The 14,252-nt window shown below is 36.7% G+C and carries 15 protein-coding genes and 1 riboswitch; of the genes, 8 read left to right on the forward strand and 7 right to left on the reverse strand.

The window, feature by feature from the left end; translation table 11 throughout:
- Positions 1 to 256 precede the first annotated feature (256 nt).
- Positions 257 to 502 (forward strand): hypothetical protein, encoded by a 246-nt coding sequence (locus AZF04_RS16235; RefSeq protein WP_061949643.1) that lies wholly within the window; start codon positions 257 to 259, stop codon positions 500 to 502.
- A gap of 94 nt (positions 503 to 596) precedes the next feature.
- On the opposite strand, the gene AZF04_RS16240 is transcribed toward AZF04_RS16235, so the two are convergent.
- Entirely contained in the window at positions 597 to 1,499 is a 903-nt protein-coding gene (locus AZF04_RS16240; RefSeq protein ID WP_061949644.1) for an AraC family transcriptional regulator, read from the reverse strand.
- 323 nt (positions 1,500 to 1,822) lie between these two features.
- Between AZF04_RS16240 and AZF04_RS16245 the strand changes: the two genes are divergently transcribed.
- From AZF04_RS16245 to AZF04_RS16255, 3 genes are all read left to right on the forward strand, one after another.
- Positions 1,823 to 2,095 carry an Atu4866 domain-containing protein gene (locus AZF04_RS16245; protein ID WP_201030539.1) on the forward strand — a complete coding sequence of 91 codons (273 nt, stop codon included), beginning with the start codon at positions 1,823 to 1,825 and terminating at the stop codon, positions 2,093 to 2,095.
- Between the two features lie 33 nt (positions 2,096 to 2,128).
- A complete protein-coding gene (locus tag AZF04_RS16250) occupies positions 2,129 to 2,863 on the forward strand; it encodes an SDR family oxidoreductase (protein WP_061949645.1) in 735 nt (244 codons plus the stop codon).
- Positions 2,864 to 2,927: 64 nt separating this feature from the next.
- Positions 2,928 to 3,152, forward strand: a complete 225-nt coding sequence (locus AZF04_RS16255; RefSeq protein ID WP_061949646.1) for a hypothetical protein — start codon at positions 2,928 to 2,930, stop codon at positions 3,150 to 3,152.
- Between the two features lie 283 nt (positions 3,153 to 3,435).
- Here the strand turns inward: AZF04_RS16255 and AZF04_RS16260 are convergent, their stop codons facing one another.
- From AZF04_RS16260 to AZF04_RS16270, 3 genes are all read right to left on the reverse strand, one after another.
- A complete protein-coding gene (locus tag AZF04_RS16260; RefSeq protein WP_061949647.1) occupies positions 3,436 to 4,233 on the reverse strand; it encodes a CPBP family intramembrane glutamic endopeptidase in 798 nt (265 codons plus the stop codon).
- Between the two features lie 377 nt (positions 4,234 to 4,610).
- Positions 4,611 to 5,717, reverse strand: a complete 1,107-nt coding sequence (locus tag AZF04_RS16265; RefSeq protein WP_061949648.1) for a DUF1648 domain-containing protein — start codon at positions 5,715 to 5,717, stop codon at positions 4,611 to 4,613.
- Positions 5,717 to 6,109 carry a GntR family transcriptional regulator gene (locus AZF04_RS16270; protein ID WP_061949649.1) on the reverse strand — a complete coding sequence of 131 codons (393 nt, stop codon included), beginning with the start codon at positions 6,107 to 6,109 and terminating at the stop codon, positions 5,717 to 5,719. Before AZF04_RS16270 ends, AZF04_RS16265 begins: the two co-directional genes overlap by 1 nt.
- A gap of 278 nt (positions 6,110 to 6,387) precedes the next feature.
- Here AZF04_RS16270 and AZF04_RS16275 point away from each other — a divergent pair, with 278 nt between their 5' ends.
- Positions 6,388 to 6,858, forward strand: a complete 471-nt coding sequence (locus AZF04_RS16275) for a DinB family protein (protein ID WP_061949650.1) — start codon at positions 6,388 to 6,390, stop codon at positions 6,856 to 6,858.
- Between the two features lie 242 nt (positions 6,859 to 7,100).
- Here the strand turns inward: AZF04_RS16275 and thiC are convergent, their stop codons facing one another.
- Together thiC and AZF04_RS16285 are read right to left on the reverse strand one after the other, a co-directional pair.
- Complete coding sequence (gene thiC, locus AZF04_RS16280; RefSeq protein ID WP_061949651.1) at positions 7,101 to 8,867, reverse strand: phosphomethylpyrimidine synthase ThiC; 1,767 nt, start codon at positions 8,865 to 8,867, stop codon at positions 7,101 to 7,103.
- A 135-nt stretch (positions 8,868 to 9,002) separates the two neighbouring features.
- A riboswitch (TPP riboswitch) is annotated at positions 9,003 to 9,117 on the reverse strand.
- A 150-nt stretch (positions 9,118 to 9,267) separates the two neighbouring features.
- Positions 9,268 to 9,933, reverse strand: a complete 666-nt coding sequence (locus AZF04_RS16285) for an NAD-dependent epimerase/dehydratase family protein (RefSeq protein WP_061949652.1) — start codon at positions 9,931 to 9,933, stop codon at positions 9,268 to 9,270.
- A gap of 780 nt (positions 9,934 to 10,713) precedes the next feature.
- Between AZF04_RS16285 and AZF04_RS16290 the strand changes: the two genes are divergently transcribed.
- The 3 genes from AZF04_RS16290 (at position 10,714) to AZF04_RS16300 (ending at position 13,548) form a co-directional block, all read left to right on the forward strand.
- Positions 10,714 to 11,286, forward strand: a complete 573-nt coding sequence (locus AZF04_RS16290; protein ID WP_061949653.1) for a dihydrofolate reductase family protein — start codon at positions 10,714 to 10,716, stop codon at positions 11,284 to 11,286.
- Between the two features lie 623 nt (positions 11,287 to 11,909).
- Positions 11,910 to 12,878, forward strand: coding sequence for a tRNA dihydrouridine synthase (locus AZF04_RS16295; protein WP_061949654.1), 969 nt, complete (start codon positions 11,910 to 11,912; stop codon positions 12,876 to 12,878).
- Positions 12,879 to 12,918: 40 nt separating this feature from the next.
- Positions 12,919 to 13,548: an FMN-binding negative transcriptional regulator gene (locus AZF04_RS16300; RefSeq protein ID WP_061949655.1), complete on the forward strand. Its 630-nt coding sequence runs from the start codon at positions 12,919 to 12,921 to the stop codon at positions 13,546 to 13,548.
- A gap of 75 nt (positions 13,549 to 13,623) precedes the next feature.
- Here AZF04_RS16300 and AZF04_RS16305 read toward each other — a convergent pair whose 3' ends face one another.
- Positions 13,624 to 14,046: a hypothetical protein gene (locus AZF04_RS16305; RefSeq protein WP_061949656.1), complete on the reverse strand. Its 423-nt coding sequence runs from the start codon at positions 14,044 to 14,046 to the stop codon at positions 13,624 to 13,626.
- Positions 14,047 to 14,252: the final 206 nt, after the last annotated feature.

The raw sequence follows: 14,252 nt of genomic DNA on the forward strand, positions 1-14,252 counted from the left end.
ATCAAAGAAGTTTGAGAATGCAAGAAGAATCGATACAAAATCAAAGAGAAATGCTAAAAGTCCAAAAAGAAATATTAGAAGTACTAAAAGAAAAAAATAATAAGTAATCGAGAAATTGGTTAAATAAGAATACAAATTTTTTTAGTCGGCAAATATTAAACAAAAGTATATATTATCTAAAGATATATTTAAAAAACTCTACAATTTTTTATGATAAACTATATCTCATACATTATATTTTAATGGAGGTTCCTATTTGAAACAACATTCACATCATGTCTATATCACAGATTTTGGTCATGTAAGTCAACATTCCATTTTTTTGAAGATTGCAGGTTTTGACGCAGAAAAAGCACAGGAATTTACAGGTGAAGTAAGGATTTTGAACGGATATTTGTATGGTGATTTGATTCACAGAGAACGAACTGAGCTTTCAGAAAGTTGTCGAGCATTTATAGAGTGCAGATTATTAACTAAATATGAAAATGGTGATTTTCGTTAACCATTTTAAGGCCCACTTTTATAAAAAAAGTGGGTTTACTTAATGTGTCAGTGAACTCTAGTAAAGTTGTTTGAAATCGTCTTGAATCTTCTAATCACGATAATGAAGAACGAAGTTTATTTACATCACTTATTGGTGGCAGACCAAACATTCTAGCATACTCCCGGCTAAATTGAGAAGGGCTCTCATAACCAATTTGAAAAGCAACATCAGCTGCCTCTTTATTCTCGGCAAATAGTAAGCGGCGAGCCTCCTGTAGTCTAATCGATTTTTGATATTGTAAAGGACTCATAGCCGTCACTTTTTTAAATTGATTATGCAAGGCGGATACACTCATACTTACCTCTTTTGCTAATTTCTGAATTCGTAATGGCTTAGAAAAATCATCATGAATTAAATGAATGGCTTTGGCAATACGCTGTGCATGGCTGCCTAAAAGGGCAAACTGAATAATCCTCTCTCCTTCATCATCTTGTAAAATTCGGTAAAGAATTTCTCGAATGATTAAAGGTGAAAGAACTGTAATATCTTTTGGGGTTTCTAAAAGGCGGATGAGTCTTACTATAGCTTCATACAGTGGTAGGTTCGTTTTATTAACCAAAATTCCTCTTTTGGATTCTCTTCTACTAGCCCACATGTGGTCAGAATCTTTTATGATATCAAGGATTTGAGCAGCACTAAAGCTTATTTGAACGCATAAGTATGGCTTTTCCGGTAATGCTTCAACAATTTGACCAGAAACAGGTAAATGAACAGAAGCAGCCAAGTATGATGAAGAGTCATATCGATAGCATTCTTCAGAAAGCATCACTATTTTAGAGCCTTGTGCAATTAAACATAACGATGGTTCAAAAACAGAGTGCACAGGTTCGGATAAAGTTGAAGCACGTATGATCCTTAACGAAGGAATAGACGTATTGTGTGTTCCATCAGATTGGGCATGCTGTTTAAGCAGGTAAATCAATTCCTTTTGTAGTAATGGAAATGTATGATTCAAGCTTTTGGCTCCTCTTTAAGAGATTTTCTTTCTAAGTGGATTTATATTAAAATCGTATCACTTTTTGTAGGATCGGGCAATCGATGAAAATGAATAGGCTACCTTATATTGCTTGATTTCACCTATAATAATCATTAATTCATTCTTGATAGGAGGTAGGAATGGCTGAGAGATAGCTATTTTAAAGGTAGGAGAAAATGGTCATGAAGCAGATTGTTTCTTTATTAGTCATATCTTTGTTGTCTATTTTAGTCGGATGTCATATGGAGAATACAGTACAAAAAGACGAGAGTTTACCGAATGATGATATCAGTTCTACAAATATGGAAGGAGAAAGGCAAATGGAGCAAAACAATAATCAATCACATCCATATGTAGGGATGTGGGTTACAGAAGATGGGCATATTCGTCATGAGCTTTTAAAAAATGGGCGCTATGATGAAGCAAGAGGAGATAGACAAAGTGCTTATCAAGGGAGTTATACGATTACAGACGATTATATTGAATATTTAGATGATACCGGATTTACAGCGGATGGAGAGTTTGTTGATGGCGTTCTTTATCATGCTGGAATGGTTCTTTACCGTGAAGAATAGAGCTAGAAATAGAATAGAAGGGAGCAAGTGATGATGTCAAATATTAAAGATAAGGTTATTCTTATAACAGGTGCAAGTAGTGGGATAGGGGAAGCTACGGCAAGGTTTCTTGCAGAAAAAGGTGCTCATGTTGTGTTAGGTGCGAGAAGAACAGAACGATTAGAAGCTTTAGCTGAAGAAATACAGCAAAGTGGAGGAGTGGCTGAGTATCAATCATTGGATGTGACGAGGCTTGAGCAAATGCAGAGTATAGTTGATTTTACTTTAAGTAAATTTAAGCGTGTTGATGTTATTGTAAATAATGCTGGTGTGATGCCGTTATCCAAATTAGAATCTCTAAAAATTGATGAATGGAATCAAATGATCGATGTAAATATTAGAGGTGTTCTTCATGGAATAGCAGCAGTTTTGCCAGTCATGAAGGAACAAGGCTCTGGTCAAATCATTAATCTAGCATCGATTGGGGCATATTCAGTAACCCCTACAGCAGCGGTTTATTGCGCTACTAAATATGCTGTTCGTGCTATAACAGAAGGGTTAAGGCAAGAGGTAGGCAATGATATTCGTGTGAATTTACTATCACCAGGAGTAACAGAATCGGAATTAGCTGATCATATATCTGATGTTGAAGCAAAGCAATTTATGGTAGACTATCGTCGTAACGCCATTCCTGCCAAAACCATTGCAGGTGCCATTGCCTATGCTATCGATCAACCGGACTATGTTGATGTAAATGAAATGATTATAAGACCAACTACCAAGGTCTAGTAAAAAAATAATTTAAAAGATGTTTAATAGAAAGCTATAAATAGAAACGATGGAGGTAAGTTGCATGCAATTTTATAAAAAACCACTTAAAGCCTATTTATTTAACGATTTAAGTGCGGTTGATGACCACGACCATGAACTCATTTATTTTTTTGAAAAGGGATATGTGACCGTTCTTGGAGAATTTGAACATGAGAAATATGAAGGAGGTACAGCGTGTTTGATTTTTAATCAGGAAGACGTCATTTCTGTATCCAAAGGAATGCTGCGCTTTGTCGATACACCATAATTTGTTAAAAATTGTTCATTATTATAGTTAGTAACCTTAGTAATCACTAATACGGGACAGAACCAATTCTGAGATCATCTCATGTAAAGAAAATTTAAATGTTGTGTAATGAATGCTTGCACAGACAACAAACAGGCCCTTCCTTCTTTTATTAAGAAGGGGGCCTGTTGAATTGAAAGAATCTCTGGAAATTACGTAACTTAGTGGAAACAAGTCACGGAGACTCCGGTATGTGCCTAAAAAAATGAAACAACAGCGGAGCCTACTCATTTGACGTTTGTGATTATATCAATGAAGCAACCAGTGAGACGAGTATAAAGGTAGCATGGGTAGCCATATGTGCTATCATAGCTGCCTCAAGACCTTTGCGCCAATAAAGCCAGCCGTAGATAATACCGCCAATTCCATTTAATAAAATCATCCGAGCGAATAGGAGTGGAGTCATGTCTGTAATCATAATAGTTGCTCCATAATGTCCTAAACCAAAAAGGAATGCAGAGAGGATAATTCCACTCCAAACCACAACTGGAGTAGGAAGTGGTTGATTTCGTTGTGAAATTTTCCAGATGATAAAAACGATTAATGTCATCATACCAAAGCGGAGCATTAATTCTTCAGCAATTCCCCCATACAAGAAGCGTGTAGCGAGATCGAAGAAACCAAATGTTGCTGCTGCACTTGATGTGTACAAAACCTCTGGAAGAAATGGTTTAAATAAGTTATCGACCACTATAATGAACACACCACCGATTACTCCTAAAGAAACAGATACCTTTAAGATGGCTCTTAAACGACTTAATAAAGGCGGCTTTCCATATCGGTCTTTTTCATAAATGAAGGAATAAAATCCTGTTTTCTCGGCTAAGAAGTGGCCAATTGTTAAACCCACGATAATGAGGAAAAGCGGGTTAATTAGAGACAGGACGGCTACTAGTTCAACAGGAACTTCTAAGGGAATACCGTGTTCTTCTAGCTGCTGTGGTATAAGTTCTATGTTCATTGGAAGCAAGGTAAGGACTGCAAGAACTCCCATGAAAAGAAATAATAGAAACGAGCGCCAAGGCTTTCTAGATTGTTGCATATTTTCACCTCAAATTAATAGAATGATTTGTGCTTACTAGAGAATGTACTTTTAATTGAGTGAATTTCATAATTGCTCTATAAGTGAATGAAACCGAAGTAAAAAATATATCTTGTATGTTTGTGAAATTACTTCTTGATTAAAACGGTAGGTAGTGACCCCAAAGGATCAGCGCAGTCTGAAGATCCACTCTGACGACGCTCTACATAGTTAGAGTTAGCTGAAGACAAGCCCTTGGGAAAGCATCTACCTAAAGTGAAAATCAAACACCTAATTGTTCGGTTTTCATTATAAGATATGCCTGATGAAATTGATTCAATTACTATGACTAATATTAAGTACAATAAGGTGACCAAGATACTAAAATGACTGTTTATCTAATACATAAGAACGGCTGGTATACCTGCTGCGATTGCAATAACGGCGATTAATAACAACCAAGCTATCGGTCTTGCAAAATTAATCGTCCAGCCCACACCAAAGCGTTTTTCTAAAAATAAAGCGGGATCTTTTGGATTGAAATAAAATTGACCAAGCTTCCAATGGATATCTTCATCTCGACCAACGGAATCAACTTGCTCTGATCCACGAGCTTGAATACGGCTGCCACCCTGACCAGTTGAAAATGAAATAGCGAGAGCACCAACTAAAATAATTCCAGTGAATACTAAGCTCACAATCGTAACCATATGCTGAGTGTTAGGGTAAAAATGGCTCCATTGCATAAATGAAAACATCATGGTTAAAAGTGTTGAGGTGAAGATAAGAAAAAGAGACCATCTTCTCCGGAATAATGTGAGCTGTTGAAAGGATTTTTCAGGATTCTCTGCATTCAGCTGTTGTTTCGATTTAGCAATAATAGTATTAATTAAAATAAATAGCAGGATGAGATATGATTGCATAATTGGGAAAAGAAAGGCAGTACGATAGCTTTTTTCAACAGTCTGAGTTGCTTCTCCAGCAAAGTTTATTTGCATTGCCAGTATATTTGGGAGTCGATCATAAAACAATGCAGTAAGCAGAGTCGTTAGAACCGTAATTGTTAAAGGAATAGCAAACCAAAGATTAGAATAGTTAAGTTTATGTGTGCGGAAATCAGTGCGCACAATAACTTTTTGTGCTTTATCTTGTAACCAATTGGCTTCTTTTTTTATTTGCTTCATTTCGTTATGAAATTTCAAATAAATAACAAAAGAAAGAAGTATTAGTAGCAATATAATCGCTCCGAATAGCATACTTAATGTTTCTTCATTAGCTGTCATTGAACCAGCCCAAATGAAGCCGCCTACTAAAATAACAGTGAGAATTAGCATGGACCGAGCATAACGTTTTCTAAGGGTTTGTAAGGGTTTCATATCATAAACCTTCTCAGAAATCGATACCCCAAAGCTTTCCGTCCTTCTTGTTATATATGGAATAAAAGTTAAGAGAAGCGCAACAGGTAATAAGATTATAGATAAAATAACAATGAGTGTAATGTTCATTATTCATTCTCCTCTTCTTGAAATTCATTTAGTACTTCTTGATATAAAGCAGCAAGAGATTCATGTGATAGGTCTTTACAAAGACCTTCAGCAACAATCGGGCGTAGCGTTTGTTTTAGCGTTTCTTTATATTCATGATCAGCTTTCGGTACTCCCTCCGGATGAATAACCACACCCTTTTGCCGATGAATGAGAATATATCCTTCCTGTTTCAACTGCTGATAAGCTTTATTCACTGTATGAAGGTTGACGCCAATGTCTGCAGCTAACGAGCGAACAGAAGGTAGTGGGTCGTTAGGGTGTAGCTCTCTTTTAGCGATACCGATCATAACTTGTTTCACAATTTGCGAATAAATCGCATCCTTTGATTCAAAATCAAGTGAAATGAGCAAGTGAGTTAGCCTCCTCTCTATTCATTATAACTGTTATATTAAATGTATAACAGTTATAACAAGGAGTCAATATTTTCTTTTGGTGAAAGAGAAAATTTATGAGTTAAAGTCTAAAGATCATTTAAAGGAGAAGGAAGATTCACAACAGATGCTCTGGACGAACTCATCACTGCAAATCACTTTATAATGGGATTGGATGATTGTGGTAAAATGTTAATTATAAACAAATATATACAAATTGCAGATCATGAACTTAAAAATGAATGGGAGGAAAAAGAATGAGTGACTATATTTTTACTCAATTAAGGTTTGTTCGGGCTAATACACTTAGGGATGTTGTAGACATTAACAATAAAATGTCTGAGATCATACCGGTCGGTTTTAACAATAATATTAAGTGGAATTTAGGTCATATTTATTTCATCCAAGAGAGATTTGCCTTTCATTTTGCAAAGGAAACATTATGGTTGCCTGAACCATTCACTGAATTATTTCGTCCGGGAACAAAACCAGGAAGCGATGGTCAGATTGAAGTAGAATTATCTGAAATTATTCAGTTGCTTGAAGGCCAGATTGACCGTATTGAATCAACGTTCAAAAATAGGTTGAAAGAGAAAACAGAAGAATCCTATACGACATCAAAAGGTTTGCATTTATCTACTATTGAAGAGTTTCTAAGTTTTTGCTTATATCATGAAGGGATGCATTATGAGAAAATCAAGCTACTTAAAAAACTTATAACGTCATAACTTCACAGTAGATAAGACCTTTTGAAAGCGAGTGTGCAATGGTGTAATCACTTCGGCTAACGTTGGTTGCTCTCAAAAAAGAGTTTCAAACCGAATCTCATAAAAAAGCCTAATTTCATAGTATTACTCTAGAAATTAGGCTCTTTGTTGCTGCTTTAAACTCAGAAATTTTTTAAAAAATAATGAACGTCATTGTCGAAGAGGCTTTGTAACGTTACATATGATTGGCCCACGTAAAAAAATTAGTTAAAGATTTGACTACCGTTGTTACGAAACTCTTTGGCTTTTTCTTGGAGCCCATCGTCAATGATGTTTTCAAAGCTTTGGTCCTTCTCTTTTGCGAGGGTACGAATATCATGAGAAATACGCATACTACAGAATTTTGGCCCACACATAGAGCAGAAATGGGCGGTTTTTGCTCCTTCTGCAGGTAAAGTTTCATCATGGTATTCGAGAGCAAGCTCCGGGTCCAGTGAAAGATTAAACTGATCTCGCCAGCGAAATTCAAATCTTGCTTTTGATAGGGCATCATCTCGTTTTTGAGCACCGGGATGCCCTTTGGCAAGGTCGGCAGCGTGTGCAGCAATTTTGTAGGAGATGACACCCGCTCTAACGTCGTCTTTGTTTGGTAAACCGAGATGCTCTTTAGGCGTAACATAGCACAGCATGGCTGTTCCAAACCAACCTATCATCGCTGCACCAATGGCTGAAGTAATGTGATCGTATCCTGGTGCGATATCAGTGGTCAGTGGTCCAAGAGTATAAAAGGGTGCCTCATCACAGAGCTCCATTTGCTTATCGACATTTTCTTTAATCAGGTGCATAGGAACATGCCCTGGCCCTTCAACCATAACTTGGACATCATGTTTCCAAGCTAGCTTCGTTAGCTCGCCTAATGTTTCTAGTTCGGCGAATTGTGCTTCATCATTTGCATCCTTGATAGAGCCAGGACGAAGACCGTCTCCAAGAGAAAAGCAAATATCATAGGTTTTCATAATCTCGCAAATCTCTTCAAAGTGAGTATAGAGAAAATTTTCTGTATGATGAGCCAGGCACCACTGCGCCATGATGGAACCACCGCGTGAGACAATTCCTGTTTGTCGTTTGACCGTTAACGGGATATAACGCAAAAGAACACCTGCGTGAATGGTAAAGTAATCAACACCTTGTTCGGCCTGTTCAATTAACGTATCACGATAGACGTCCCAATTTAAATCCTCAGCAACTCCATTTACTTTTTCTAAAGCTTGATAGATAGGAACCGTTCCCACCGGCACAGGAGAATTTCGAATAATCCATTCGCGAGTTGTATGAATATCCTTTCCTGTGGAAAGATCCATAATGTTATCTGCTCCCCAACGTGTAGCCCAGGTCATCTTTTCCACCTCTTTTTCAATGGAGGACGAGACGGCTGAATTGCCAATATTAGCATTGATTTTCACATGGAAATTCCGACCGATAATCATAGGCTCACTTTCAGGGTGATTAATATTGGCAGGAATAATCGCACGTCCCTCAGCAACTTCCTTACGAACAAATTCGGGCTCTACCCCTTCGCGAATAGCAATAAATTCCATCTCGGGAGTGATGATTCCTTTTCTTGCATAGTGAAGTTGCGTTACATTTCTATGCTTTTTTGCACGGAGCGGTTTTAAATTTAGCTGAGGAAAAACTTCAACATTAGAATTAGAAGAGCTTGATCGGTAGCCATTATCCTCTGGTTTAATAGTACGACCTGCATATTCCTCTACATCTCCTCGTTCGATCATCCATTTAAATCGTAGTCGAGGAAGTCCCTTTTGAATATCAATCGTTGCATTTTTATCGGTATATAAACCACTTGAATCATAGACACGCAGTGGAGGATTGGTCTCTTCCCCAAAAGCACCTGTTGTTGAGCTTTGTTCAATCTCCCTCATAGGCACTAAGAGATCTGAGCGACTTCCCTCCACATAGACTTTTCTACTCCCAGAAAAACTTGACATCCATTCAACATTCACATCTTTCATAGAATATCTCTCCTTTTTTAATGTAATAAAAAGGACACATCTATCCCATGTTTAGCATGAAAAAGCCGAGTCTTTTAAAAGACCCGGCTAAGCTAGTATACATACATAAATAGACGGCATTCTTTTGCCATCACATTTTGCAGACGCTAACTTCCCCACGCTGGTATGAGCCAGATCAGGTCCTGAGGGTTAAGAAACGTCATCGTGTTTCTCTCTCAGCCCAACTCAATGGACACCCCTAGTTTCGTACTATTAAGTTTGTACAAAAATTATTGTAAACAAGTTGAAGAAGCTTGTAAAGAATTTTTTCCATAAAATAACTTTTTTATTTATAAATGGATTTATATGTTGCTATATTAAAGATAGAAAATATAAACATTTTCTATATTGATCGAATTCATCACTCATCTTCTATTGTAATCATTTGTGAAGAACTATAAATGTTTAATGGTGTACGATCTTTTATGGCAGAATGATACATAGCTTTTGCTACTACACTTGGTCTAATCCCCATTTTTGCTCGAATAGTAGAGGGGAATGCCCATGATGTGATTTGATAGAATTTAATAGCTAAACTCTCTCCTAATCTAAATTCTTCTCGGTCACCTACTAATAAGGATGGTCGAAAAATAGACACTTTCGGTATTTGTAATGAACGAATTTTGTCTTCAAGTTCTCCTTTTATGCGACTATAAAATAGTTTAGATTTAGCATCTGCTCCAACAGCGCTAACTAAGAGGAAGTGATTAAGTCCATTTTTTTGAGCTAATGAAGCTATTTTATAGGGATATTCTACATCAATTTTATACATGAGCTCTTTTGTTTTGGCTTTCTTTATAGTCGTTCCAAGACAACAGTACACATCATCTACTTTCACTGATGGAAACTCTTCATTCAATTGATCAAAATCAATAATCATAAATTGAATTTTATCATGCTTGATTGGAAGTGGTTTACGAGCTAGTACGATGATTTGGCTGTAAGTATCTTTTTTTAGAAGCAACTCAATGACATTCCTTCCCACTAAACCACTTGCTCCAACGACCAATGCTGTTTTATTGTCCATTTTACATCACATCCTTTTTTAGTTAGTCATTTGAAATAAGCCATTAAGTCTGCTCTCAGATCGAGAATTTTGCTCAATGATTGTTGAATGACCTAATCGATCATTATAGGAATTAACACAATGCAGTTAATCGTTACTTTCTTGTTTATTGCAAAAAATCTCACCTAAACTCAGTATAACGAAATATGAATTTTTTTCTATTCATATGAATCTAAGGATATTTTGTAGTGAGAGAAATAACAAAAGTGCACGCATTCGTTAACCTATTTTCCAATGGGGACAATTTAAGAAGTTTTCGGGAGTAGTTCTGAAGAAATTTTCCAGTTTTATCGATTGATTCTATTAGATAAATATGGTAAATTATTCATATTAGGAATGAAAGGGTGATTAAGAGCCGATGATCTATTAATCCTGTTCACATAATGAAAATCGATTTTATTTAGGTTTTCGTGATAGGATTAGTGCGGACTTTTAATCGTTAACATAAAGGGCAACTGCTTGATTTTTGAGCAGGCTAGCTTACATGTTTGCAGACGCGCCTCTTATCCGTTGACCGGACAAGGAGGTTTTTTTACGTTCTAAAAATCATGATAAAGAGAGAATGAGCATACGCTTTCTATATGCTTGAACGTAAAATCTTTTGAAGACCCAATAAAGTACCGGTATGAATTTTGTTGACGCATTGATTGTGGGTAAGTTTTTAGAATGAAAATGGACTGTTTAAGCGTGGACAATAATAAATAGTGTGGAAGTTTTAAGCTTATATAGGAGGTATTATATATGACAGAAGTGGTGTATCATATTGCCGTTACGGCGGATCTTTTTATTGCGGACAAAAATGGCGTTGCGGATGAATCTGTATTTTTATATGGAGATGACGGCGGTGATTTTTTCGAAAGTGTTCGGGGGTATCACGCTGTATTAATGGGAAGAAAAACCTATGAATATGGATTTCAGTATGGATTAAAACCAGGGGAACTTTCCGGAATTGCGCAAGCTGTCAACCCTGAATTGAAGCATTATATTTTCTCCAATCAACTTGATTTTGAGTCTAATGAACAAGTGGAATTAGTCAAGGAGGATGCGGTGTCATTTTGTAAAAGGCTGAAACAGGAAACTTCGGACCAGCCAAAAAAAATATGGTTATGCGGAGGTGGAGAGCTTGCCGGGAAACTCCTTGACCATCAATTAATCGATACATTAATTTTGAAGATTAACCCTATCATTCTTGGTGAAGGGATTCCGTTGTTTGGATATAGCAAGCAGAAAATCAACCTAAAATTAACGGACAGCAAGACCTATGAAAGTGGCATAATCGTGCCAACCTATCAGATTCTTTATAGTAAGGGATAAAATATTTCAGATGAACTTGAACTCGAGTGGGAATGCTTATAGCTTGTAGAGAAGAGTTCAATAGATATGGGCTACGATATTGAATCACTCTGATTAAACTGTGCTTGACCAATCAATAGGAAGTCATTTTTTTAGCGCATCATCTCTCCTAATTATACGAAATTTTTAAGTTTTAGCGAAATTTAAATGTGGTGTACTGATTCTTACACAGACAACTAACAGGCCGTTCCTTCTTTTAATAAGAAGGGGCCTTTTTGAATTAGAAGAACTCCTGGAAATTACGTAACTTAGCAGACACAAGATTTGCAGCCTCAGTGAGATGGGGTGGTAATTGTAAATCGACTTTTAAAAGTTAGTTTAGCAGTCTCCATTGGAATAGAAGCGATCGTATTATTCCAACCTCTTTTTTGGTTGACGATTTTATTGCCGTATAGTAATTCCATTTTTTCGGAATGACTACATAGAGAAAATAAAAAAACCTTTGCTAACCGTTTGGTCAGATAATAAAATGGTATTCATATTTTAGTTTATTTAAGTTTGGTGATATGATTTATCAAGCTTGGTATAATTACTATAGATTAAAAAGGAAACTAGCATTTTGAACGAGAGGATTGGAATGTAATATGAGTGAAAATTTTTGGCGTGATTTACCACGACCTTTTTTTATACTAGCACCTATGGAAGATGTAACAGACGTTGTTTTTCGCCATGTAGTAAGTGAAGCGGCAAGGCCCGATGTGTTTTTTACGGAGTTTACAAATAGTGAAAGCTATTGCCATCCGGACGGAATACAAAGTGTTCGAGGTCGTTTGGCATTTACGGAAGATGAACAGCCTATGGTCGCACACATTTGGGGTGATAAGCCAGAATACTTTAAGAAAATGAGTATAGGCATGAAAGAGCTAGGCTTTAAGGGAATTGACATTAATATGGGCTGTCCTGTTCCGAATGTTGCTCAGCATGGAAAGGGAAGTGGTCTGATTCGTCGCCCTGATGTTGCAGCGGAATTGATACAAGCTGCTAAAGCAGGAGGACTACCTGTTAGTGTGAAAACAAGGCTTGGTTTTAGTGAAATAGATGAATGGAAGGTATGGCTGAAGCATGTGTTGGAGCAAGATATTGTCAATCTTTCTGTTCATTTGCGTACGAGGGATGAGATGAGCAAGGTTGATGCGCATTGGGAGCTAATACCAGAGATTAAAAAGCTGCGTGATCAAGTAGCTCCTCATACATTATTAACGATTAACGGAGATATTCCTGACCGTCAAACTGGTATGAAGCTTGTTGAACAATACGGAGTAGATGGTGTGATGATCGGGCGTGGGATTTTCCATAACCCATTTGCATTTGAAAAAGAGCCGAAAGAGCATAGTAGCAAAGAATTATTACAGCTTTTAAAATTGCATCTCGATCTTCATGATCAATACTCTGGATTAGGGTTACGTTCGTTTAAGGCGCTTCATCGCTTCTTTAAGATTTATGTTAAAGGTTTTCGAGGAGCGAGTGGTTTAAGAAATCAATTAATGACAACACAGTCAACAGATGAAGTTCGGGAAATGATTGATGATTTTGTTCAGAATGATCTTGATTGACAGGTAGAGCTTATAACGTCTCTTTGAAAGGAGAATCCCTCTGTATATACCGAAGCATTTTAAAATCGATGATGAGGAAGTCATATTTGACTTTATTGAAAAGTATAGCTTTGCCACTTTATTTTCACAGCATGAAGGAGAGCCTTATGCCTCTCATCTTCCCCTACAGTTAAAAAAGTCAGAGAATGCTTTATATGGTCATTTTGCTCGTCCAAATGCACAGTGGAAGGATGCTGACAATCAACAGATTTTGGTTATTTTTCAAGGTCCACACTGCTATATTTCACCATCCTGGTACGAAACAAAGAAAGCAGTCCCTACCTGGAATTATGTGACGATACACGTATATGGAGTGCTGGAAATCGTTGAAGATAAAAGGATACTCCTGCATTCTTTAAATGACTTAGTGAATAAATATGAAAGCAGCGATAGTCCCTATGATTTAAGCGAAGTTGAAGAGAGCTTTATTGAGGGGATGAGTAAGGGGATTGTCGCATTTAAAATAAACATTACTAAGATAGAAGCAAAAGCTAAATTGAGTCAAAATCATTCAACAGAACGCCAGGAGCGTGTTATTAAAAATTTAGAAGAAAAAGCGGATGAGAATTCCTTACAAATAGCTGTTCTTATGAAAAAGAATCTCCTAAAACAAGAGGATAATCGTTCTTAAAAATATTAAATACGGGTTAATATGATAAAAAAACGAGTCCATGAATCGGTGAGACTCGTTTTTTCTGAGCTAATGTTAAAAGGTTACTTGGCTATTGATAAAGAGGTTAAGGTTTCCGTCTTCATCAAAGGAGTTGATGAAAATTTTGACTTCGCCTCCAGATCCCTTACCAAAATAACCAACAATCGTTTCACTGCTATCCTCATAAAGAAGTTGCATAGAGCCTTCATTAAAATGCTCATTAGCTGTTTCACGAAGGTTAATCTCATAGGACATACTTTCATTGGCTCTTAGAATAGGCAACTCGATATCATCCTCAATATCTGTATAAGTAATACTTAAAGATTCTAAATCAGCTTCTGTTTTGTTTTCAATGTTAAGAGTAATAAGATTGGGGCTTGGGAAAAATGTTGAATAAATCGAGTACATGACAACGAAAAATAACCCCATTGATAAAGTAACAAGAAGAGTAGCCCATAAAATTACTTTTTTCTTCATATCCGTCTCCTTTTTATTTTATAATTGAATCCATTTCATCCTTCATATCTTTTAATGAAAACGGAACGATTAGGTTTTTGATTTTCACTATAGGTAGATGCTTTCCAAGGGCTTGTCTTCAGCTAACTCTGACTATTCAGAGAGTCGTCAGAGTGGATCTTCAAACGGCGCTGGTCCTTTGGGAGTCACTACCTACCGTTACAATC

The sequence above is a fragment of the Alkalihalobacillus trypoxylicola genome (genome assembly GCF_001590785.1).
Lineage (GTDB): Bacteria > Bacillota > Bacilli > Bacillales > Bacillaceae_D > Alkalihalobacillus > Alkalihalobacillus trypoxylicola.